We start from the raw sequence: 21,958 nt of genomic DNA, 5'->3' as shown, positions 1-21,958 counted from the left end.
GACATGACCATGCGCGCCATCCGAACCATCGGCGACCCCGTCCTACGCACCCCCGCCGAACAAATCACCACCTTCGACACCGAACTCCGCAACCTCGTCACCGACCTCATGGACACCCTGCTCGGCGCCCCCGGCCGCGCCGGCGTCGCCGCACCCCAGATCGGCATCAGCGCCCAGGTCTTCGTCTACGACGCCGACGGCCACCGCGGCCACCTCGTCAACCCCACCCTCGACCTCTCCGACGACACCGAAGACGACGACGAAGGCTGCCTGTCCATCCCCGGCCTGTACTTCCCGACCCGCCGCGCCCGCCACGCCACCGCCCACGGCCTCGACCAACACGGCCAACCCGTCACCATCACCGGCAACGGCTTCCTCGCCCGCGCCCTCCAACACGAAACCGACCACCTCCGCGGCCGGCTCTACGTCGACACCCTCCACGGCGACACCCGACGCCGCGCCCTACGCGAAATCCGCGCCGGCCGCTACCACTCCCGCCCCCGCTGACCCCTCACCGCCCACGCCACGACCGCAACCACACACCCACCCCCGCCACCGCCACGAACACCAGCACCGAACAGCACACCAACCTGAACATCCCGACACCCTCCCACCGCCACGTAAGGTGCACACGTGCGCCTGGCCACCTTCAACGTCCTGCACGGCCGATCCGCCACCGACGGCCTCGTCGACCCCGACCGCCTCACCGCCGCCGTCACCGCCCTCGACGCCGACATCCTCGCCCTCCAGGAAGTCGACCGCGACCAACACCGCAGCGGCCACCTCGACCTCACCACCGTCGCCGCCCACGCCCTCGACGCCGACCACCACCGCTTCGCCGCCGCCCTCGTCGGCACCCCCGGCGCCCACTTCCGCCCCCTACGCCACGACGACGACGGACACGGCGAACCCTGCTACGGCGTCGGCCTCGTCACCCGCCACCCCGTCCACAGCTGGCACATCACCCGACTACGCCCCGCCCCCGTACGCTCCCCGGTCTACCTACCCGGCCCCGGCGGCGGACCCGTCCTCCTGCGCGACGAACCCCGCGTCGTCCTCGCCGCCGTCCTCGACACCCCCCACGGCCGCATCACCGTCGCCGCCACCCACCTGTCCTTCGTCCCCGGCTGGAACATCCACCAACTCCGCCAGGTCGTCCGCGCCCTGCGCGCCCTACCCGCCCCCCGCATCCTGCTCGGCGACCTCAACCTCCCCGCCGGCCCCGCCCACCTCGTCACCGGCTGGCACCCCCTGGCCCGCCACCCCACCTACCCCGCACACCTACCCCGCGTCCAACTCGACCACATCCTCGCCGACCCCCACGGCCGCCACCGCCTCCCACCGGTCACCCACACCACCACCCCACCCTCGACCATCTCCGACCACCGCCCCCTCGTCGTCGACCTCGGCTGACCACCGTCAACCCTCCACATACCACCCGACCCGCCAGCCCCGCCCCCTCCCGCAGCGGCAACGACGGCACCACGTCCGCACCGAAGCCACCGGCAGCCCCGCCGAGGACACCCTGCGCCCGCACGCAGCCCTGAACCCCGTCACGCCCCGACCGCCAACAACCCCGACAACACCCGGTGCGTCCGATTCGACCGCACCGCCGCCCGCTGCTGGCCCGCGGTGACCTCGATATACGTCTGCGACGACGCCAACGACGCATGCCCCAACAACCGCATGATCTCCGCCGCGCTCGCCCCGTCCTCGGCCAACCGGGTAGCGAAGGTGTGCCGCAACGCGTGCAACCGCGCCCCCGCCGGCACCCGGTCACCGATGCCCGCCCGCCGGTAACAGGAGTCCACCAGATACTGCAGACCACCCCGACGCAACGCCGCACCCCGCCGGTCGACAAGCAACGGCGAGTCCGGACGGACACTACGGGCCCCGAAGCGTCGGGCCCGGCTCTGCAGGTACGCCACCACCAACCGATCCAACTCCGGCTCGACCGGCACCACCCGGGGCCGACCACCCTTGCCGGCCACCTGCACCCGCCGCTCACCGTCCCGCCCGGTCACCGAGGCCACCCGCAACGCCAACAACTCCGCCAACCGCAACCCCGCACAGAGCGCCAACGCGAGCACCGCCACGTCCCGTTCCGGCCAGGGGTCCCGCTGCCGACCGTCCTGGCGCGCCACCGACGCCAGCAACTGCTCGGGGGTGTCCTCACCGCGTAACGGTTTCGGCTGGGGGAGCGGGGCCTTCGGCCGCCCCACCGCCGGCATCGGATTACCGGCCACGACGCCCTCAGCGACCAGGAACGTGAAGAACGCGTTCCAACTGGACCAGGCGCGGTGCACCGACGCCGCCGCCCGGGGAGTGGCGAACCGGGCGAACGCCGCCCGCAGCAGGCGGGGGGAGAGGTCGGTGATCACGACCTGGTCGAGAGCGACGGCGGGCTCGGCCTGCGCGCCGGCCAGGGCGGCCACGGTACGTAGATCCCGCCGGTAGGCCTGCAGGGTGTGGGGGGAGGGCTTACGGGTGGCCCGGGCGGTCAGGAACTCCTCGATGAGCCGCTCCACCGATTCATCCCGTTCTTCATGCATAAGGGATATTATGCATGATTCTTATGTGGAAGGGGAGACCGTCGACAGGGGACCGGCCCCGCCGTTGCAGGGGTCGGAGTCGATCCCGTCGAGCGTGATCGACCCTGCCGGAGGGCCGGCCGGTGCTGGTGGCACGCGCTCCTCGGTCGGACGTGACGGTCTGAGGCGCGGCGGGGTGCCCGCCAGCGCGGGGCGCGACTGCGGCGCGGTGGCCCACGGCCGACCATGTCAGACGTCCGCGCCGAAGCCCGGCCGCACCCGGTGGTCCCGCTGGCGTGCTGACGGACGTCGTGGCTGCCGCGCCCGGCGTCGGCCGCTGGCGTGGTGCGAGCGGCCGACGAAGCCTCGGGTTCGGACGGCACCCGGAGGTCTGTCGTCTCCGCCGGTGGTCGGGATTCGTGAGGACCGGCGAACCCCGGCCCGGGGGATGCCTTTTCCGCTCAACTTTACATAATGTGCATTATCGAACCTGGCTCGATGGTGTCCGGGTCGGCTCACCGAGCAACCGTCGAGCAGATGGCCGATGCGACCGGCGCGGGTCACAGGCCGCCGGCGACGCGCAGCACGGTGCCGGTGGTGTATGAGGCGTCCGGGCCGAGCAGGAAGGCGATGGCGCCGGCGACCTCGGTGGCGTCGCCGGCGCGGCCCAGCGGGATGCGGTCGGCGGCGCGCTCGGGGCGGTCGGGCATGCCGGAGACGGCGTGGATGTCGGTGCGGATGATGCCGGGGGCGACGGCGTTGACTCGGATGCCGCGGGGGGCGAGTTCCTTGGCGAGGCCGATGGTGAGGGTGTCGGTGGCGGCTTTGACGGCGGCGTAGTGGATGTACTCCCCCGGGCCGCCGAGGGTGGCGGCGGCGGAGGAGACGTTGACGACGGCACCGCCGGTGTTCATGCGGCGGGCGGCCTGTTGGGCGCAGAGGACGTAGCCGACGAGGTTGACCTCGACGACGGTGCGCAGGTCGTCGACGCGCAGGTCGGTGAAGGGGCCGATGGGGCTGGTGACGCCGGCGTTGTTGACCAGGCCGGTGAGGTCGCCGAGGTCGGCGGCGGCGTCGAAGAGGCCGGTGACCTGGTCGGGGTCGGTGGTGTCGACGGCCAGGGCGATGCCGCGTCGGCCGGTGGCGTGGATGTCGGCCAGGACCTGTCGGGCGGAGTGGTGGTCGCGGCGGTAGCAGAAGGCGATGTCGTGGCCCTGGTGGGCGAGTCGGCGGGCGGTGGCGGCGCCGATGCCTCGGCTGCCGCCGGTGATGACGGTGACGGGTGCCACGGTTGTGCTCCTGCGGTGTGGTGGGAGGCCAATGTAGCGCGTGGTGGTCCCGCCGGGTCCGGTGTCGCGATGGGCTGGTATCAAGGCAGGGTTCAGACAGGTGTACGGAAGAGGTTGCTGATGGGTGCTGCGGGCCAGGGTTTGTCCACTGACGAGGTGCAGGGCATCCGGGAGGCGTTGGCGGCGGGGCGGAAGCCGAAGGTGGTGTTCACCGCGTCGGCGGGTCAGATCGCCGGTCAGGTGGGCCAGGTGGTGGAGTTGACCGATCCGGCGGTGTCGGACGAGTTCGTGGTGGTGCGCTTCGGGCGGGACGAGTTGCCCTTCTCCCCTGCCGACGTGGCGGTGGTGCCGCGGGGTGCGGGGCGTCGGGTGGCGGAGCCGAAGGCGGAGGCCGAGGCTGAACCGGAGGCGGAGGCGGTGGTGGCTGCGGTGGTCGAGCCGGAGTTCGTGTTGGATCAGCAGCCGCCCCGGCAGCGGCGGGAGGAGCCGCAGTCGCCGGTGGTGGAGGCGGCGAAGCCGGCGCGTCGGCCGGTGAAGGCGGTGAAGGCGAAGGCGCCGACGGGGCTGACGGTGACGTTGGCGTATGCCGATGGTGAGTGGACGGTGGCGGCGCAGCAGGGCAGCAAGTCGTTGGCGAAGCCGTACGTGGTGAAGCCGGCGGAGGCGTTGCGGATGGTGGCGTTGGTGGATGTGCCGGGGGTGCAGGAGGCGGTGGAGCAGATTCTGTCGGCGGAGCGGTCGGAGGCCGAGCAGCAGGCGGAGAAGTTGCGGGCGGAGTTGGCCGAGATCGAGGCCCGGTTGGCGGAGTTGCGCGAGGCGGGTTGAGTTGAGGGTGTGGCGGGGCCCGGGGCGTGTTGTCCCGGGCTTCGTCGTGTCAGGTGGTGTGGGTGGTGGGTTGGTGGTGGACGGGGAAGTTGACGGAGTTGGCGATGAAGCAGAGGCGGTGGGCTTCGTCGTGCAGGGCGGTGGCGGTGGTGGTGTCGGTGGTGTGGGTGATGGTGACGTGGGGGTGGAGGGTGGCCTCGGTGAAGTGGCCGTTTCCGGTGCGGTCGGTGGTCATGGTGCCGGTGGCGTGGTCGGTGTAGTGGGTGACGATGATGCCGTTGTCGGCGCAGAGGTGCAGGTAGGCGAGCATGTGGCATTGGGAGAGGGCGGCGAGGAGGAGTTGTTCGGGGTTCCAGCGGGTGGGGTCGCCGCGGAAGGTGGGGTCGGAGCTGCCGGGGATGGGTGGGCGGCCGTCGGTGGTGATGTCGTGGTCGCGGCGGTAGGTGCGGTAGCCGTTGGTGCCGGTGCCGAGGTTTCCGGTCCAGGTGACGGTGGTCTGGTAGGTGTGGTTCATGGGCGAAGGCTAGCGGTGGGTGTCGACGCCTGGCGGGGTCAGTGGGGTGGGATGTGGGCGACGCCGATGCGTTTGCGGAAGACCCAGTAGGTCCAGCCCTGGTAGGCCAGGACGATCGGGGTGAACAGGACGGCGACCCAGGTCATGATCGTCAGGGTGTAGCCGGTGGAGGCGGCGTTGGTGGCGGTGAGGGTGCCGGTGGGGTCGGCGGTGGAGGGCAGTACGTTGGGGAAGAGTGCGGCGAAGAGGGTGGCGACGGTGAGGCCGATGGCCAGGGCGGTGCCGGTGAAGGCCCGGCCTTCGCGGTGGGCGTGGGCGGCGGCGAGTCCGGCGAGTAGGGCGAGGGTGGCGGCCACGGCGAGGATGACGGCGGTGGTGCTGGAGCGGATGGTGAGGGTCCAGGTGAGGAAGGTGATGGTGAGTCCGGCGGTGCCGATGGCGAGCCGGGTGGCGAGTCGGCGGGCGCGGTGGCGGATGTCGCCGACGGTTTTGAGGGCGATGAAGACGGCGCCGTGGGTGAGGAAGAGGGCGGCGGTGGTGGTGCCGCCGAGTAGGGCGTAGGGGTTCAGCAGGTCGAGCAGGCCGCCGATGTATTCGTGGTCGGCGTCCAGGGGTACGCCGCGCAGGATGTTGGCGAAGGTGATTCCCCAGAGGATCGCGGGGATGAGGGAGCCGACCACGATGGCGGTGTCCCAGCGGTGTTTCCAGGTGGCTTCGGGGCGTTTGTGGCGGTATTCGAAGGCGACGCCGCGGGCGATGAGGGCGAGCAGGATGAGGAGTAGGGGTAGGTAGAAGCCGGAGAAGAGGGTGGCGTACCACTCGGGGAAGGCGGCGAACATGGCGCCGGCGGCGGTGATGAGCCAGACCTCGTTGCCGTCCCAGACGGGCCCGATGGTGTTGATCATGACTCGGCGTTCGCGGTCGTCGCGGCCGAGGACGGGCAGCAGCATGCCGACGCCGAAGTCGAAGCCTTCGAGGATGAAGTAGCCGGTGAAGAGTACGGCGATGAGGAGAAACCAGACGGTGGTGAGGTCCACGGTGGGGCTCCGGGGTCAGTAGGCGAAGGCGAGGGGGCGGTCGGTGTCGTCGTCGGTGTCGTGGGTGTCGGGTGGTTCGGTGATCTCGGGTACGCCGGCTCTGGCGTAGCGGAGCAGGAGCTTGACCTCGATGACGGCGAGGGTGGCGTAGATGAGGGTGAAGGCGGCGAAGCTGGTGAGGACCTCGGCGAGGCTGACGCTGCGGGATACCCCGTCGCGGGTGAGCATCTCCCCGAAGACGATCCAGGGTTGACGGCCCATCTCGGTGAAGATCCAGCCGAAGGAGTTGGCCAGCAGGGGCAGGATCGGCATGATCACGGCGGCGCGCAGCAGCCACCGGCTGCGTGGGGTGCGGCCTCGGCGCTGGGCCCAGAGCACCCAGAGGGCGATGGCGGCGGCGGCGAGCCCGAACCCGATCATGAAGCGGAAGCTCCAGTAGGCGACGGGGATGATCGGGGCGTAGTTGCCGGGGCCGTACTGGGCGGCGTACTGGGCCTGGAGGTCGTTGATGCCGTGGACGGTGCCGTCGGGGTCCCCGGTGCTGAGGAAGGAGAGCAGGTGGGGGATCTTCAGGGCGAAGACCTCCCGGCTGCCGTCGAGGCTGCCGACGGTGAGTACGGAGAAGGCGGCGGGGCTTTCGGTGGTGTAGAGGCCTTCGGCGGCGGCCATCTTCATGGGCTGCACCTCGGTCATGATCTTGCTCTGGATGTCGCCGGTGACCAGGAGCCCGGCGGTGGAGACCAGGGCGACCAGGGCGCCCATCTTGGCGGCGAAGCGGTAGGCCGGGGTGTCGGGGTTGTCCGGGCGGCGCACCAGGTGCCAGACGGCGACGGCGACGAGCAGGCTGCCGGCGACGAGGAAGCTGCCGGCGATGGTGTGGGGGAAGGTGATGAGGGCGACCTTGTTGGTCAGGACGGCGACGAAGTCGGTGAGTTCGGCGCGGCCGGTGTCGGGGTTGATGCGGTAGCCGACGGGGTTCTGCATCCAGGAGTTGGCGGCGAGGATGAAGTAGGCGCTGAGGTTGCTGCCGATGGCGGCGGCCCAGATGCTGGCCAGGTGCAGGCGTCGGGGTAGCCGGTCCCAGCCGAAGATCCACAGGCCGATGAAGGTGGATTCGAGGAAGAAGGCGACGAGGGCTTCGATGGCCAGGGGGGCGCCGAAGATGTCGCCGACGAAGCGGGAGTAGTCGCTCCAGTTCATGCCGAACTGGAATTCCTGCACGATGCCGGTGACGACGCCCATGGCGAAGTTGATGAGGAAGAGTTTGCCGTAGAACTTGGTGAGTTTGAGGTATTTTTCGTTGCCGGTGCGGTGCCAGAGGGTCTGCAGGATGGCGACCAGGACGGAGAGTCCGATGGTCAGTGGTACGAAGAGAAAGTGGTAGACGGTGGTGACACCGAACTGCCAGCGGGCGACGTCCAACGCGTCCACCAGGACCCCCAGGTCTGCTTACTACAGGACGTAGTAAATACTACCTGCCGTCGTAGAAGTCTGGGCAGGGGCGGAGGTCCCGAACCCGACCGGGACCAATGACCTTGATCACCTACGGCCGGCGCCGGTGAACGTCGGACGACCGGCCGAGCCCACCGCGTGCCTCGACATGGCAGCATCGAGCGCTGATGGACACCCCGCGCTCCCCCTGGCGCCCGCCCCTGCTGTGGCGGGCCGCGCTGCTGCTCGCCCGCTGCGTCGTGGCCCTGCTCGCCCGGCTGCGGGTCACCGGCGACGTACCCGAGTCGTGGCGGCGGGGGCCGCTGATCCTGGCCGCCAACCACATCAACCCGTTCGACCCGATCGTGCTGGCCGCGGCCTGCCGCGCCCGGGGGGTCGCCCCCCGGTTCATGGCCACCGGCGGGCTGTTCCGCGCTCCCCTGCTGGGCGCGGCGATGCGCCACGCCGGACACATCCGGGTCGACCGGGGCACCGCCGCGGTCAGCCGGGCCCTGGTGGCCGCCGCCGAGGCGGCCAGCGACTCGGCGGTGCTGGTCTACCCGGAGGGGCGCATCGGCCTGGACCCGCACCTGTGGCCCGAACGCGGCAAGACCGGCACCGCCCGGCTCGCCCTGGCCAGCGGCGCGCCGGTGGTGCCGGTCGCCCAGTGGGGCTCCCACGAGGTGCTGCCCTACCGCACCACCGCCGGGGCGGTGCTGCGGGGCATCACCCGGGCGCTGTGGCGCCGGCCGGTGATCCGGGTGCACTTCGGGCCCGCGGTGGCGCTGGCGGACCTGCCCGCCGACTCCCCCGGCGCGGCCCGGCGCGCCACCGACCGGATCATCGACGCGATCACCGACGCGCTGGTGCCGTTGCGCCGCGACGAGCCCGAGGGCCCGCGGCACGTCGATCCCAGCCGGCCGGTCGACACCAGCCGCACCCACCGGTACCGTCCGCGCGCCCGCTGAACCACACAGAGAACCGAGGAGACCGATGGCCGAGACGGTCACCCCCAGCCGGTGCGAGCCGGCCAGCACCCGCCGGGAACGCAGCGGCTGGTACCTCTACGACTGGGCCATGTCGGCGTTCTCCACCACCGTGTTGACGGTCTTCCTCGGCCCGTTCCTGACCACGGTGGCGAAGCAGGCCGCCGGGTGCGCGTTGGGTGCGCCGGACTGCACCGGGTACGTGTACCCGTTGGGGATCAAGGTGGCCGCCGGGTCGTACTTTCCGTACCTGGTGTCGTTGTCGGTGTTGTTGACCGTGTTCGTGCTGCCGGTCGTCGGCGCGATCGCCGACCGGTCGGCGCACAAGAAGCGGCTGCTGGGTGCCGCGGCGTTCACCGGCGCGGCCGCCACCGTCGCGATGGTCTTCGTCACCGGCGACCGGTACCTGCTCGGCGGCGCCCTGTTCGTGGTCGCCAACATCGCCTTCGGTGCCGGGGTGGTGGTGTACAACTCGTTCCTGCCGCAGTTGGGTGGCCCGGACGAGCGGGACGCGATCTCCAGCCGGGGCTGGGCGTTGGGTTATCTCGGTGGTGGGTTGCTGCTGGCGTTGAACCTGGTCGTGGTGATGATGTTCAGCCGCGACGGTGACGACCAGCGGACCCTGGACCTGGCCCGGGCCTCGATCGTGTCGGCCGGGCTGTGGTGGGCGGCGTTCACCCTGCTGCCGCTGCGCTGGCTGCGCGAGCACCCGAGCGCGGGGGCCCTGGCCGGCGGTAACCCGGTCACCGACGGGTTCCGGCAGTTGGGTCGTACGCTGCGCCAGATCAGGGCGTACCCGTTGACGCTGTTCTTCCTGCTGGCGTTCCTGGTCTACAACGACGGCATCCAGACGGTGATCGCCCTGGCCAGCCAGTACGGCACCGAGGAGCTGCGGCTGGACCAGGGCACCCTGATCGTGACGATCCTGCTGGTGCAGTTCCTGGCCTTCGGTGGGGCGTTGCTGCTGGGGGCATTGGCCGGGCGGATCGGGGCGTGGAAGACGATCCTGCTGAGCCTGGTGCTGTGGACCGGGGTGATCCTCGGCGCGTTCTGGTTGCCCGCCGAGGCGCCGGTGCCGTTCATGGTCCTCGGTGCGGCGATCGGTCTGGTCCTGGGCGGCAGTCAGGCGTTGAGCCGGTCGTTGTTCAGTCAGCTCATCCCGGCCGGCAAGGAGGGCGAGTACTACGGCTTCTACGAGATCAGCGACAAGGGCACCAGTTGGTTGGGTCCGTTGGCCTTCGGGCTGGTGTTCCAGCTCACCAACTCCTACCGGGTGGGTCTGGTCTCCCTGCTGATCTTCTTCGTGGTCGGGTTCGCGCTGCTGGCCGCGGTGCCGGTGCGTCGGGCGATCCTGGCCGCCGGCAACACCCCGCCCCGGGTGCTGTGACGACCCGAACGATCCGCATGCGTCGATGAGCTAGGCTGCCCGACCGTGACCGACGACGCCGCCACCGCACCGACCTGCCTGGCCCGAGGGCTGTCCGGCTCGGTCGGCGACCCCGGTGGGCGGGGTGCCGACGGCCGTCCACGGCACGCCGCGGCGCTGACGTTCTTCTGGGGGCCGATGGACTGCGGCAAGTCCACGATGGCGTTGCAGATGAACTACAACCACGCCCGGCAGGGCCGCCGGGGTCTGGTCACCACCCGCATCGACAGGTCGTTGGGTCCGCAGGTCACCACCCGCATCGGCCTGGCGCACACCGCCATCGAGGTCACCGACACCCTCGACCTGCGCACGCTGGTGCGTCAGGCCCGCGACGACGGGGTACGGGTGGACTACCTGATCTGCGACGAGGCCAGCTTCTACGAGGTGGCGCACGTCGAGCAGATGGCCGAGCTGGTCGACCGGTACGACGTCGACGTGTACGCCTTCGGTCTGGCCACCGACTTCCGGTCGTGTCTGTTCCCGGCCGCGCAGCGGCTGTTCGAACTGGCCGACAAGGTGGCCCGGATCCAGGTCGAGGTGCTGTGCTGGTGTGGTCGGGAGGGGCTGCTCAACGCCCGGGTCGTCGACGGTGAGGTGGTGCGCTCCGGTGCGCAGGTCGTCATCGGTGACACGGTGCCCACCGGGCAGGTGCGCTACCAGGTGCTGTGCCGACGTCACCACCGCACCGGTGACCTCGGTGGTCAGTAGGGGTCGCCGCAGACCTTCCAGCCGTCGCCGTCGCGGACCACCGTCAGGTCCCGGTCCTCGGCGCGGCCGCTGTCGCGGTCCAGCCGGGCGGTTACCGTGACCCGGGGCCGTCCGTCGCGGGTGTTCACCGACACCTGCCGGATCTGGTGGCCGGTGAGCAGCGGCGGGGTCCGCACCCACTGGTCGAACCCGAGCCGGCTCCACCGGGTACGGGTCTCGGCGCAGAGCCGTTCGTAGGCGGCGTCGGTGTCGCCGGCGGCCAACTCCCGCAGGAACCCGTCGGCGGCCTCCCGGGCCGGGCCGCTTGCCTGCCGGACGACCTGCACGTTCCACAGCCCCAGTCCGGCCACGCCGACGCAGCACAGCGCCACCGCGCAGCCGGCCAGCAGCAGACCGGCCCGCAGCGGCCGTCGCCGTCGGGCCGGTCGGACCCAGCCGGTCTCCCCCACGCCTTACGACCGTAGAGAACCCCCGGGGCCGGGCGCAGCGACTTGGCCCGGTCGCCCGGACCTGCGCCGCGACGACACCGCACGTCGAGGCCCATCATGGCCTCGACGTGCGGTGTGTTGAGCGCCGGTCAGCTGCGGCGGCGGGCGCGGGCGGCCCAGATGACGTACGCCGGGTCGCGGTCGAGGTTGTGCCGGTCGCGGTCGTAGCGGCGGGTGGTGCGCGGGTCGGCGTGGCCCATGGCGTCCTGGACGTCCTCCAGCGGTACGCCTTCGGCGCGGGCGGTGGTGGCGAAGGCGTGCCGCAGCGAGTGTGGGGACAGTTTCGCCCAGGCGGGCAGCCCGGCGGTCTGGGCGAGGCGGCGCACCAGCCGGAACACCGCGTGCCGGTCCAGGCGGCCACCGCGGGCGGTGACCAGCAGGGGCCCGGTCAGCTCGGCCACCGTCGTCTGCTGGGCGGTGGCGCGGGCGGTGAGGTAGGCGTCGACGGCGTACGCGGTGCCGGGGGTCAGGGCGCGGCGGCGGGCCCGGCCGCCCTTGCCGACGAACCGGATGCTGCGGTGGCCGCGTTCGGCGCCCAGGTCGGCCAGGTCCAGCGACACCAGCTCCCCCACCCGTAGGCCCAGGTCGGCCAGCAGGGCGATGGCGGCCCGGTTGCGGGCGGCGGTCGGTCCGGTGTCGGCGTCGGCGGCGGCCAGCAGCGCGTCGACCTCGTCGGGGCTGAGCCCGACCGTGTTGGAGTGGTCGCGGTCGATGCGCGGGCGGTCGGCGCCGGAGACCGGGTTGGCCTCGACCGCGCGGAGTTTGACCAGGAAGTCGTACCAGCTGGACAGGGCGGACAGGCGGCGGGCCACGGTGGCCGGGGTCAACGGTCGGCCGCTGCGCGCGCCGAGGGTGGACTCCAGGTGCCGGCCGTAGTCGTTGACGTCGAGGAAGCTGGCCCGCAGTGGGTCCAGGCCGCGGGTGGCGCACCAGGTGAGCCAGCCGGTGATGTCGCGGCGGTAGGCGTCGCGGGTGTGGTCGGACAGCCGCCGGTTACGCAGCCACGCCTCGGTGAAGTCGGCCGGGCCGTCGCCCACGGCGAGGCGGGTCGACGAGCGCGCCGGAACATGCGAAGACCACATGTGAAAAATGTTCTCAGCCCTTGCGGCGCAACGCCATCCGCCGCGCCGCCGGAGGTACGTGCCCTCCCGCCGGTCGGTGTCGCGGGCCGTTGCGTCGCCCGCGACACCGACCGGTGGTGGTCGGGTCCGCCCGGTGGGGCGGTCGCGGCTCAGGCGTCGATCTGCCGGCGGCCGTTACCGGCCGCGGCGATGGCGACCCGGCGCGGCTTGGCCCGCTCGGCCACCGGGATGCGCAACGTCAACACCCCGTTGTCGTAGCTGGCCTGCAGGTTGTCGGTGTCCAGGGTGTCGCCGAGGAACAGTTGACGGGTGAAGGTGCCCATCGGCCGTTCGGCGGCGACCATCTCGACGGCCTCACCGGCGGGCCGGCGGCGCTCGGCGCGTACGGTCAGCACGTTGCGCTCGACGGTGCAGTCGATGCTGTCCGGGTCCACCCCGGGCAGGTCGAACGCGGCGTAGAAGTGCTCGCCGTCGCGGTAGGCGTCCAGGTGCATCACGGCCGGACGGGCGGTGGTGCCGAAGAACTGCTCGGTCAGCCGGTCGATCTCCCGGAACGGGTCGGTACGCATCAGCATGGCGGTGCCTCCTCGGTTCTCCTGTGCCGAAGGTGTCGAGTTGAGTCGAGGTGACTCAAGTCCTCCCCTCTTTATGTAGCGCGCCGCGCCGCCGCCGTCAAGTCGACCGGCGTCACACCCGGGTCCTACCCTGACCCGGTGCTGTCTGCGATCACCGGGTTGTCCCGCCACTTCACCGCGGACACCCTGCGGGCGTACCTGCTCGACCGCGCGACCCGGGCCGACAACGGCTGCCTGGTCGTGCGCGGCTACGGCGACCAGCGCGGGGTGTACCAGAAGGTCGCCGGCCGGGCGTGGGCGCACATCGCGGCGTACGTGGTCTTCGTCGGCGGCTACGACCCGAGCCTGGAGGTCCACCACGACTGCGGAGTGCCCGACTGCATCGAGCCGACCCACCTGCGTCAGGTCACCCACGCGGACAACTGCCGCGAGCGCACCCAGCGCCCGCAGTGCCGCAACGGTCATGACCGGGAGGTCGATCCGGCCACGGGCCGGCTGCGGCGGGTCTGCCGGGTCTGCAACCGGGAGGCCCAGCGGCGGTGGCGGGAACGGCAGGCCGCGCAGGTGGCCGAGGCGCGCGCGTCGTACGGGCGGGGTTCCTGACCGAGGCGGGGCCCGCCCGCAGCATCGGCCGATCGGTCGTCGGTGGCCGACAACCTGCCATTTCCATGTGCGGGCGCCCATTCACGACGGCTACGAAGTACGGGTGGCCAACGAGATGACCGTCCCCCTGCTGCCCTGCCCGTCTGTCGACGACATCGTCGCCTTCTACCAGGTGCTCGGCTTCCACACCACCTACCAGCAGCGCAAGCCCAACCCGGCCGTGGGGTTGCAACGCGAGGACCTGCATCTGCAGTTCTTCGAGATCGCGGGCTTCGATCCGGCGCAGTCCTACGGTTCGTGTGTCGTGCTGACCCCGGACACCGGACAGCTGTACCGGGCCTTCGCGGCGGGAATGCGCGCCGCGTACGGCAAGGTGCTGGTCTCCGGGATGCCGCGGATGACCCGGCCCCGGGCGCGCAGGAACGCCGACGGGCTGAGCGGCTTCAGCGTCATCGACCCGGGCGGCAACTGGATCCGCGTCTTCCAGAAAACCCCGGCCTCCCCCGCGCCGGAGCGGACCGGGCGGCTGGGCAGGGCGATGGCGAACGCCGTCGTGCAGTCAGACTCCCGAGGGGACGCCCGACAGGCGGCGCGGATCCTTGACAGCGCGTTGGCTCGTCCCGAGGCGGATGACGACCCGGTCGCGTTGGTGGAGGTGCTCGTCTACCGCGCTGAGGTGGCGATGGTCCTGAACGATCCGGCCACGGCAGTCGAGATGCTGGCCCGCGTGGACCATGTCGCGTTGAGCGCGGACGACGCCACCCGGGCCGCTGCCGCGTACGAGGCCGCCACCGACCTTGCGGCAGCCCTGTCCTAGCTCCCCTGTTCAGCCGACACCGTGCCCCGGCGGAGACCGTGAGCCCAGGGCCGGTGTCGGCTGCGTGCCGCGGTGCTCGGCACCTGCGGGTGCTTCGGCTCACCCTACGGATGCACCAGCGTAAGTCATTACGCACAAGAACAGTCATTATGATGTGTTGACGGTATGTCCGCTTTAGTTGGGTTTGATTTCCGTATTGGTTTTACCGGTAATTCGTTTATTGCGGGGCGGTGTGGAGGGACGGGCGGAGGGACACTGATGGGGTGAACCCCCGGGAAGGGAGTCCGATGACGGGTGCCGACGACGTGCTGACCGCCTTGCGGGCCGAAACCGCCGCTCTCGTCGCGGTCCTCGACCGGCTGGGCCCGCCGGACTGGGAGCAACCCACCCGCTGTGCACCCTGGACGGTCCGGGACATGGTGGGTCACGTCGTCACCGTGCTGGCCCGGGTGGCCGACGCCACCGCCGGAGCGCGACCGCACCGGCCGGACACCACCGCCACCGACTACTACCGCCCCGACCACCGGTTCAGCGCCACGTCCAACGACGACCGGATCACCACCGCGTGCGCTCGCGCGACCGATGTCGAGCCCACGCTGCTCGTGCGGGACCTGTCCGCGACGCTGACCACCGTGGTCACGACCTGCCGTCAGGAACCTCCCGGCCGGATCGTGCGGACCCGGCACGGCGACGCCATGCTGCTGACCGACTTCCTCACCACCCGCCTGGTCGAGGTCGCCGTACACGGACTGGACGTCGCCGATGCGCTACGGCAGCCACCGTGGCTGACCACACCGGCCGCCCACCACCTGCAACGGCTGCTCTTCGGCCCGCGCTGGCGGTCCGCCGTCGACACCCTCGACTGGGACCCGGTGACCCTGCTGCGCAAGACCACCGGCCGCACACCGGTCGACCCGGACGAGTCCGCCGCGTTGGCGCGGCTCGGCCTACGCGGCCTCACCCTCGGCTGATCCCCACCCCGCGCCCGGGGTACGACCCTCGCCGCGCGGATCCCGGAAGCACGCGCTCGGCGTGTGCACCCGGGGGCTCACCGGCCGGAACCGGCAATCCGCCGGTATACCTTCGCAGCCGATATATTGAGGGCGTGGAGACACCGGTACGCGAACCCACGTTTCTGATTCTCACGGCGTTGGCCGCGCAGCCGCTGCACGGCTACGGACTGATCACCGAGGTGGCCCGGCTGTCCGACGGCCGCGTGTCGCTGCGCCCCGGCACGCTCTACGGCGCCCTCGACCGGCTACTCGACGCGGGTCTGGTCACCGTCGAGCGGGAGGAAGTGGTGGACAGCCGGCTGCGCCGCTACTACCGGCTCACCGAGCCCGGCGGTGAGCTGCTCGCCAACGAGACCGAGCGGATGCGCCGCAACGTCGAGGCGGCAACCGCCCGGCTGACCACACGTACCCGTCGAGGCGCACCCCGACTCAGTGGAGGGATCGCATGAGCGACCTGGAACGCCGCTACCGGCGACTGGTCAGGATCTGCTACCCGGCCGGCTACCGTGACGCGCGCGGCACCGAGATCGTGGGCACGTACCTCGCGCTGTCCTCGCCGGACCGGCGGTGGCCTTCGGTCGCCGACGTGACCGACGTGGCCGGCGGCGGGCTACGCCAACGCCTGCGCGCGACCGGTGCCAGCGGAATCGGCCCCGGCGTGCGGCTGGCCGCGACGCTGGCGTTGGTGACCGCCACGACCCTCGCCGGCGGCTGGGCCATGCTGGAGCTCAATCCGTGGACGACGCCGTGGCTCGGCTTCGCACAGCACGGCACGTCGGTCTCGATCGGTCTCGGCGTGTGGGCGGCATGGCTGCTCGCCGCGGTGGTGCAGGTGGTGACACCCGGCCGGTGGACGCGCCTGGCGATCGGTCTCGCCCTGGTCCTCACCGTCGCCGTCGTACCGCTTGCCGCCGTCGTCGACCGGTCCCGGCCTCCGCTGTTCGTCCTGCTCGCCCAGGTCAGCCTCGGATTCGTGGCGCTCGGCGTTCCCGGCCGGCCGCCCGGGTGGCTACGACTGCTGCCCGTCGCCGGTGCCGCCGTGGCGCTACCGGTAGCGGTGACATTCGCCCGTGACGGTGGCGGCCTGCTCCGTGGGTACTACGGCTGGCCCGCCGGGCAGGTCCTGCCGGGCGTCGGGACGGCACTTCTCGTGGTGACGGTGCTGGTCGGCGTGGGGCTGGCGGTGCGCCACGACCTTCGTGGCGCGTGGGCACTGCTGGTGCTGCTCGGCCCGGTCGGCATGCTGTGGCTGCATCCGCTGGCCGCGCAACTCGCCATCGCCATGTACGGCGGCGGGCCGAACGCGGACTGGACGACGCTGGCCACAGCGGCGATCATCGCGGCCGTCGCGGCGGCGATCGTCATGTCGGCTGCGCTGCTGGCCCGACGACGGCTCACCTTCACCCACCCCGCCGTCGAGAGTGGTGGGCCGGCGCGCGGGACGTCGGGGCGTCCCGCGCGCCGGGTCAGCCCTTGACCGCGCCGGTGATGACGCCCTTGGTGAAGTGGCGTTGCACGAACGGGTACGCGATGACCGCCGGCAGCACGGTCACCACCACCACGGCCATCTTGACCGCCAGGGTGGGTGGGTAGGCGGTGACACCGGGCAGGCTGACCGAGGCCCCGGAGACGTTCGGGGACTGGCCGGCCAGGATGTAGGACTGCAGGACCCGCTGGATGGGGAACTTGCTGTTGTCGTCGATGTAGAGCACCGAGTTGAAGTAGGCGTTCCAGTAGCCGACGGCGTAGAAGAGGCCGACGACGGCGATCACCGCCCGCGACAGCGGCAGCATGATCTGCCACAGGACGCGGAACTCCCCCGCCCCGTCGATGCGGGCGCTGTCGAGCAGCTCACCGGGGACGTTCATGAAGAACGCCCGGATCACCACCAGGTTGAACACGCTGATCGCGCTGGGCAGGATCAGCGACCAGAGGCTGTCCTTGAGGCCCAGTCCGGTGACGACCAGGTAGCTGGGCACCAGCCCGGGGAAGATCAGGAAGGTGCCGAGGAACAGGAACAGCAGGCTGCGGTGGGCCACCGAGCCGGGCCGGGACAGCCCGTACGCGGCCAGGACGGTCAGCACCAGGCTGACGGCGGTACCGACGACGGTGACCAGGGTGCTGATCCACACCGCCTGGGTGATGGTGCCACCGGAGAAGATCGAGATGTACGCCGACGGGTCGAACTCGCGGGGTACCACGACCATGCCACCGGTGTCGTTGATGGTCTGGCGGGAGGACAGGCTGGTGACCACCACCGACCACATGGGAAACAGCACCGCCAGGACGAGCAGGGTGAGCATCGCGCCCTTGCCGGCCTGTCCGGCGGCGGTGGGAGGTTCTTCCCAGGCGGGGCGGCCGGTGCGCCGCCGGGGCAGGCGTGCGGTGGGGGTGGGGCCGGCCGGCACCGGGCCGGCGGGGCTGATCTGGGTGCTCATGAGCGGGAGTAGACCCCCTGTTCGCCCAGCTTGTGGGCCATCTTGTTGGCCGCGACGATGAGGATCAGGCCGATCACGGCCTTGAACAGTCCGGCGGCGGCGCCCTGTCCCCACTGCTGGGTGGCGATCGCGTTGTGGTAGACGAAGGTGTCCAGGACCTCGGCGGCCTGCCGGCCCACCGCGTCGCGTTGCAGGATGAACTGTTCGAAGCCGACCGACAGGGCGTCGCCCAGGCGCAGGATGAGCAGCAGGACGATCACCGGTCGCAGGCCCGGCAGGGTGATGTGCCAGAGCCTGCGCCACCGTCCGGCGCCGTCGGCGGCGGCCGCCTCGTACAGGTTGGGGTCGATCGCCGACAGCGCGGCGAGGAAGACGATGGCGCCCCAGCCGACGTCCTTCCAGACCGACTCGGCGGTGACCAGCAGGATGAAGGTGTCGGGGTTGGTCATGATGTTCCAGGGTTCCAGCCCGGCCTGGCGCATCTCCTGGGCCAGGAGGCCGGCGCCGCCGAACATCTGCACGAAGAACGTGACGACCAGCACCCAGCTGAAGAAGTGCGGCAGGTAGACCACGCTCTGCACGAAGCCGCGGATCCGGCCGGAGAGCACGCTGTTGAGCAGGATGGCCAGGAAGATCGGCAGGGGGAAGAAGAAGACCAGCTGGAACGCGGTGATGGTCAGGGTGTTGCGCACGGCGTCCCAGAACAGCGGGTCGCGGAAGAGGATCTCGAAGTTGCCGAAGCCTACCCACTGGCTGTAGAGGAACGCCTCCAGGGGATCCTCGCCGAGGAACGGGTTGTAGTCCTGGAAGGCGATGACGTTGCCCAGGGTGGGCAGGTAGTGGAAGACCAGCAGCAGTACGGCGGCCGGGGCGGTCATCGCCAGCAGCGGCCAGTCCCGGCGCAGCCGTGCGCCCAGGGTGCGGCGGGTCCGGGTGGGCGTGGTGGTGGCCGGGCCGTCCCCGGCCGGCAGGTGCCGGTCGACCGGGGACGGCGCGGGTGTGTCGGTGCGACTCATCGGCCGTTGTCGGACAGGGCCTTCTCGTGGAAGGCCCGCCCCTCTTCGCCGCCGCCGGAGAGGAACTCCTTGGTCACCTGGGCCATGTCGGTCAGGGGACGCCGGCCGCGCAGGATGTCGCGGATCTTGTCGTCGGTGGGCTGCAGCTGCTTGGACCAGTTGGCCGGCAGTTCCAGTTTGATCCCGGCGAACAGGTCGGTCTCGCGCAGGCCGATGAACTTCTTGTGGTACTCGATGTACTCCTGGACGTAGGTGGGGGCGTCGCTGCGGCGGATCTTGACCGGGGGGCGTCCGGCCAGGCCGTTGACCTGTCCGGCGAACTCCTTGCGGAACTGTTCGGTGGACGCGGGGGTGCCGTCGGCGCCCCGGGTGAAGTGGGTGCCCTGCACGCCGTACTCGCGCAGTTCGAACTCGCGGCTGCCGAAGGGTGCCGCGCACCAGTTCATCACCCGTAGCAGTTCCTGCACCCGTTCGGTGCCCAGGCCCTTCTTGACGAAGGTGTAGAAGACCGGGATGTCCTTGCCCCACACGACCGGGTCCTTGCCGCCGACGCCGAACAGCGGCACGGGCTGCATGGTGTAGCCGGGGGTGACCTTGGACTGTTCGCCCTGCATGCCCTCCCAGGCGCCGGCGCCGTCCTGGAACATGAGGATCTTGCCGCCGTTGAAGAGTTGTTTCTCGTCGGCGCCCTTGCTGGCCACGGTGTCGGGGTGTACCAGCCCCTCGGCGAACAGCCGGGCGGTGAACTCCAGGGCGGCGGTGAACTCGGCGGTCTCGTACTTGTGTTCCAGGCCGCCGTCGGGCTTCTTGCGCCAGGTCTGGTGGCAGCCGTGGAACTGCTGCACCATGTCGAAGACCGTGCCGAAGGCCCAGACGCCCCGGTCGGCGTTGGTGGCCTTCTTGCCGAACTCGTACAGTTCGTCGATCGAGGTGGGGGTGCCCAGGCCGGCGGCGTCGACGAGGTCCTTGCGCTGGAACAGCAGCCAGGCGAACGGACCGTCGGGTGGGAACGGGGCGGCGTAGAGGCGGCCGCCCCAGACGCAGTACTCCCAGCTGCTGGTGGGCAGGGCCGCCAGGTACGGGTAGGCGGCTGCCTTGTCGCCCTGCAGGTGGTCGGTGAGGTCCTCGAAGAGTGCCTTGGTGGCGTCGGAGAACCGGGCGATCTTGTCGACCTCCCAGTTGGGGACGCTGAGCAGGTCGGGCACGTCGCGGGCGCCGAGCAGGGCGCTGAGCTTGTCGGCGAAGGTGTTGCCGTCCTGGACGCTGACCACCATCTCGCCGCCGAGCTTGGCGTTGATGGCCTGCATGTAGGCGTTGCGGTCGTTGGCCGGTGGGGTCGGTCCCCACCAGGGGCTGATGGCCCGGATCGGCTGTCCGCTGCGGATGGGCTGTTCGGTGACCGCGTCGACCAGGTCGGTGGGGTATTTCAGGTAGCCGCTGGGGATCGAGCCCTCGCCGGGGATGTCCGGCTTGAGCAGCTCGGCGGGCTGGTACGCGGGCAGCACCGCCTTGATCGCGTCGGCCTTGGTGGCGCTGCCCTGGCTGCCCACCTCCTTGCTGCAGCCGGCCAGGGTGGTGCCACCGATCGTGGCGGCGGCGCCGAGGCCGATCAGACGCAGCACGGTACGGCGGTCGGTGGATGCGCCCGGTGGGGACGGTGTCACGGCGCACTCCCTTCATCGGTTGGGGACGGGTTTGCGGAGCAGGTTCGTCCGGCTAGGATTAGTTGGTGTTCTAGCCGAACAAACTAATCGACGGTGATGCGACCCACAAGGGAGCGGTGACGGCCGTACCGGCACCGCCGGGGTCGCGCCCACCGGTGCAGGGAGCGGGCAGACTGTGATCAGCGTCCACAACGAACCACAGCCGACGGAGCTCGGTGACGTCCGGATGGCCAACCGGGCCGTGGTCCTGCGCCACGTGCGCGTGCACGCGCCCTGCTCGCGGGCGGACATCGCCGCCCACACCGGACTGAACAAGGCCACCGTCTCCAGCCTGGTCACCGAGCTGATCGAGGGCCGGCTGGTCCGCGAGACCGGGCTGACCGAGCACCGGATCGGCCGGCCCGCCACCATGCTGGTGCTCGACGGTGAGCCGTACGCGGCGTTGGGCATGGAGATCGGCGGCGACGAGCTGACCGTCGTCGCGATCGACCTGGCCGGCACCCGGCTGCTGACCTGGCGGCGGGCCTTCGCCGCGCCGGCGGCGGCTCCCGGTGACACGGTGCGCGCGCTGGCCGCGTTGGCCCGCCGGGCGCTGAACCGGGTCACCGGTCAGGGCCGCACGGTGCTCGGCCTCACCGTCGGGGTGCCCGGACTGGTCGACGCCGCCGGTCGGGTCGAGCTGTCCACCGCCCTGCGGTGGCGGGGGGTCGACCTGGCCGGTGAGCTGCGGGCCGCCCTGGGTGACCCGGAGTACGTCGTCGGCGTGGACAACGAGGCGAACCTGGCCGCCCTGGCCGAGCACCGCCACGGCGCGTACGCCGGCACCGGTCACCTGGTGCACCTCACCGGCGGCACCGGGGTCGGCGCCGGGATCATCTGCGCCGGACGGCTGCTGCGGGGTGGCCGGGGGTTGGCCGGCGAACTCGGCCACCTGCCGTTGGCCGCCGAGGGGCCGTGGTGCGCCTGTGGGCGTAGCGGGTGTGTGGAGGCGTGGGTCGGGCTGCCCGCGGTGATCGCCCGGGTGTTGCCCGACTCCGTCGCCGACGGCCCGGTGACCGACTTCCTGCCGGAGCTCGACCGGGTCGAGACGCTGGCCCGTCAGGGTGATCCGGCGGTGCTGGCGCAGCTGGCCGGGATCGGCCGGCACCTGGGCCACGCGGTGTCGATGGTGGCCAACCTGGTCGATCCGGAGGTGGTGGTGGTCGGCGGGCACTTCGCGACCCTGGGCGCCTGGCTGCTGCCCACCGCGCGCCAGGAGCTCGCCGACCGAGCTGTGGGCGGTTGCCGGTTGGCCGCCTCGGTGCTGGGCGCGCAGGCCACCGCCCTGGGTGGGGCGACCGCCGCACTCGCAGCCATCGAAAGTGGTCGACTTCCGGCGCGGTGAGGCACCGCCGGGGCACCGGATCCGCCGGTCGCCGGCCCTTGACCACATCGGCACGGTGGTGCCAACCTCGAAGCGCCGCCCCGTCGTCCGGGCAACCCGGGTCGGCTGGTTCCACCGGGCCGTCGAAGCGC

General features: G+C 71.2%; 23 protein-coding genes. 12 read left to right on the top strand and 11 right to left on the bottom strand.

Annotation, left to right across the window (positions count from 1 at the left end; translation table 11 throughout):
• The first annotated feature begins 3 nt into the window (after positions 1–3).
• Positions 4–507 carry a peptide deformylase gene (def, locus tag ACN28G_RS11280; RefSeq protein ID WP_421479071.1) on the top strand — a complete coding sequence of 168 codons (504 nt, stop codon included), beginning with the start codon at positions 4–6 and terminating at the stop codon, positions 505–507.
• A 126-nt stretch (positions 508–633) separates the two neighbouring features.
• Positions 634–1,413 (top strand): endonuclease/exonuclease/phosphatase family protein, encoded by a 780-nt coding sequence (locus tag ACN28G_RS11275; protein WP_091438419.1) that lies wholly within the window; start codon positions 634–636, stop codon positions 1,411–1,413.
• 140 nt (positions 1,414–1,553) lie between these two features.
• Here ACN28G_RS11275 and ACN28G_RS11270 read toward each other — a convergent pair whose 3' ends face one another.
• Both ACN28G_RS11270 and ACN28G_RS11265 read right to left on the bottom strand, forming a co-directional pair.
• The gene (locus tag ACN28G_RS11270; RefSeq protein WP_091438417.1) at positions 1,554–2,552 is read right to left on the bottom strand and encodes a tyrosine-type recombinase/integrase; all 999 of its coding nucleotides are present in this window, start codon (positions 2,550–2,552) and stop codon (positions 1,554–1,556) included.
• Positions 2,553–3,091: 539 nt separating this feature from the next.
• Positions 3,092–3,820, bottom strand: a complete 729-nt coding sequence (locus ACN28G_RS11265; RefSeq protein WP_421479070.1) for an SDR family oxidoreductase — start codon at positions 3,818–3,820, stop codon at positions 3,092–3,094.
• Between the two features lie 120 nt (positions 3,821–3,940).
• Between ACN28G_RS11265 and ACN28G_RS11260 the strand changes: the two genes are divergently transcribed.
• Positions 3,941–4,645, top strand: a complete 705-nt coding sequence (locus ACN28G_RS11260; RefSeq protein ID WP_421479069.1) for a hypothetical protein — start codon at positions 3,941–3,943, stop codon at positions 4,643–4,645.
• A gap of 49 nt (positions 4,646–4,694) precedes the next feature.
• Here the strand turns inward: ACN28G_RS11260 and ACN28G_RS11255 are convergent, their stop codons facing one another.
• From ACN28G_RS11255 to ACN28G_RS11245, 3 genes are read right to left on the bottom strand one after another with little or no spacing between them, the layout of a single operon-like run.
• A complete protein-coding gene (locus tag ACN28G_RS11255; protein ID WP_421479068.1) occupies positions 4,695–5,159 on the bottom strand; it encodes an OsmC family protein in 465 nt (154 codons plus the stop codon).
• Positions 5,160–5,197: 38 nt separating this feature from the next.
• On the bottom strand, positions 5,198–6,196 hold the full coding sequence (gene cydB / locus ACN28G_RS11250) for a cytochrome d ubiquinol oxidase subunit II (RefSeq protein WP_421479067.1): 999 nt from the start codon (positions 6,194–6,196) through the stop codon (positions 5,198–5,200).
• Between the two features lie 15 nt (positions 6,197–6,211).
• On the bottom strand, positions 6,212–7,627 hold the full coding sequence (locus tag ACN28G_RS11245; RefSeq protein WP_421479066.1) for a cytochrome ubiquinol oxidase subunit I: 1,416 nt from the start codon (positions 7,625–7,627) through the stop codon (positions 6,212–6,214).
• Between the two features lie 188 nt (positions 7,628–7,815).
• Here ACN28G_RS11245 and ACN28G_RS11240 point away from each other — a divergent pair, with 188 nt between their 5' ends.
• From ACN28G_RS11240 to ACN28G_RS11230, 3 genes are read left to right on the top strand one after another with little or no spacing between them, the layout of a single operon-like run.
• The gene (locus ACN28G_RS11240; protein WP_421479065.1) at positions 7,816–8,595 is read left to right on the top strand and encodes a lysophospholipid acyltransferase family protein; all 780 of its coding nucleotides are present in this window, start codon (positions 7,816–7,818) and stop codon (positions 8,593–8,595) included.
• A 25-nt stretch (positions 8,596–8,620) separates the two neighbouring features.
• Positions 8,621–10,000, top strand: a complete 1,380-nt coding sequence (locus tag ACN28G_RS11235) for an MFS transporter (RefSeq protein ID WP_091438398.1) — start codon at positions 8,621–8,623, stop codon at positions 9,998–10,000.
• Between the two features lie 45 nt (positions 10,001–10,045).
• Entirely contained in the window at positions 10,046–10,747 is a 702-nt protein-coding gene (locus tag ACN28G_RS11230) for a thymidine kinase (RefSeq protein WP_091438395.1), read from the top strand.
• On the opposite strand, the gene ACN28G_RS11225 is transcribed toward ACN28G_RS11230, so the two are convergent.
• From ACN28G_RS11225 to ACN28G_RS11215, 3 genes are all read right to left on the bottom strand, one after another.
• The gene (locus tag ACN28G_RS11225; protein WP_421479064.1) at positions 10,741–11,196 is read right to left on the bottom strand and encodes a hypothetical protein; all 456 of its coding nucleotides are present in this window, start codon (positions 11,194–11,196) and stop codon (positions 10,741–10,743) included. The genes ACN28G_RS11230 and ACN28G_RS11225 overlap by 7 nt on opposite strands.
• A 128-nt stretch (positions 11,197–11,324) precedes the next feature.
• Positions 11,325–12,317 (bottom strand): tyrosine-type recombinase/integrase, encoded by a 993-nt coding sequence (locus ACN28G_RS11220; protein WP_091438390.1) that lies wholly within the window; start codon positions 12,315–12,317, stop codon positions 11,325–11,327.
• A 149-nt stretch (positions 12,318–12,466) separates the two neighbouring features.
• Positions 12,467–12,892 (bottom strand): Hsp20/alpha crystallin family protein, encoded by a 426-nt coding sequence (locus tag ACN28G_RS11215; RefSeq protein ID WP_091438386.1) that lies wholly within the window; start codon positions 12,890–12,892, stop codon positions 12,467–12,469.
• A gap of 138 nt (positions 12,893–13,030) precedes the next feature.
• Between ACN28G_RS11215 and ACN28G_RS11210 the strand changes: the two genes are divergently transcribed.
• The 5 genes from ACN28G_RS11210 (at position 13,031) to ACN28G_RS11190 (ending at position 16,802) form a co-directional block, all read left to right on the top strand.
• Positions 13,031–13,495, top strand: a complete 465-nt coding sequence (locus ACN28G_RS11210; protein ID WP_091438384.1) for an HNH endonuclease — start codon at positions 13,031–13,033, stop codon at positions 13,493–13,495.
• A gap of 103 nt (positions 13,496–13,598) precedes the next feature.
• On the top strand, positions 13,599–14,312 hold the full coding sequence (locus ACN28G_RS11205; protein WP_091446487.1) for a hypothetical protein: 714 nt from the start codon (positions 13,599–13,601) through the stop codon (positions 14,310–14,312).
• Between the two features lie 287 nt (positions 14,313–14,599).
• Positions 14,600–15,283, top strand: coding sequence for a maleylpyruvate isomerase family mycothiol-dependent enzyme (locus tag ACN28G_RS11200; RefSeq protein ID WP_421479063.1), 684 nt, complete (start codon positions 14,600–14,602; stop codon positions 15,281–15,283).
• 134 nt (positions 15,284–15,417) lie between these two features.
• The gene (locus ACN28G_RS11195; RefSeq protein ID WP_421479062.1) at positions 15,418–15,774 is read left to right on the top strand and encodes a PadR family transcriptional regulator; all 357 of its coding nucleotides are present in this window, start codon (positions 15,418–15,420) and stop codon (positions 15,772–15,774) included.
• Positions 15,771–16,802 carry a hypothetical protein gene (locus tag ACN28G_RS11190; protein ID WP_421479061.1) on the top strand — a complete coding sequence of 344 codons (1,032 nt, stop codon included), beginning with the start codon at positions 15,771–15,773 and terminating at the stop codon, positions 16,800–16,802. Before ACN28G_RS11195 ends, ACN28G_RS11190 begins: the two co-directional genes overlap by 4 nt.
• Here ACN28G_RS11190 and ACN28G_RS11185 read toward each other — a convergent pair.
• Genes ACN28G_RS11185 through ACN28G_RS11175 form a run of 3 tightly spaced genes read right to left on the bottom strand, consistent with a single transcriptional unit; the run spans position 16,792 to position 20,443 of the window.
• The gene (locus tag ACN28G_RS11185; RefSeq protein ID WP_091438375.1) at positions 16,792–17,763 is read right to left on the bottom strand and encodes a carbohydrate ABC transporter permease; all 972 of its coding nucleotides are present in this window, start codon (positions 17,761–17,763) and stop codon (positions 16,792–16,794) included. The two genes, ACN28G_RS11190 and ACN28G_RS11185, sit on opposite strands and share 11 nt — an antisense overlap.
• Positions 17,760–18,779, bottom strand: coding sequence for an ABC transporter permease (locus tag ACN28G_RS11180; RefSeq protein WP_091438371.1), 1,020 nt, complete (start codon positions 18,777–18,779; stop codon positions 17,760–17,762). Before ACN28G_RS11180 ends, ACN28G_RS11185 begins: the two co-directional genes overlap by 4 nt.
• Positions 18,776–20,443, bottom strand: coding sequence for an extracellular solute-binding protein (locus tag ACN28G_RS11175; RefSeq protein WP_091438368.1), 1,668 nt, complete (start codon positions 20,441–20,443; stop codon positions 18,776–18,778). Before ACN28G_RS11175 ends, ACN28G_RS11180 begins: the two co-directional genes overlap by 4 nt.
• 175 nt (positions 20,444–20,618) lie before the next feature.
• Between ACN28G_RS11175 and ACN28G_RS11170 the strand changes: the two genes are divergently transcribed.
• Positions 20,619–21,827 carry an ROK family transcriptional regulator gene (locus ACN28G_RS11170; RefSeq protein WP_421479060.1) on the top strand — a complete coding sequence of 403 codons (1,209 nt, stop codon included), beginning with the start codon at positions 20,619–20,621 and terminating at the stop codon, positions 21,825–21,827.
• The last annotated feature ends 131 nt before the right edge of the window (positions 21,828–21,958 follow it).

The sequence above is a fragment of the Micromonospora sp. WMMA1923 genome, from assembly GCF_049179195.1.
Lineage (GTDB): Bacteria > Actinomycetota > Actinomycetes > Mycobacteriales > Micromonosporaceae > Micromonospora > Micromonospora yangpuensis.
Note: the sequence above shows the minus strand (reverse complement) of the source record. Positions and strands in the feature narration are given on the sequence as shown.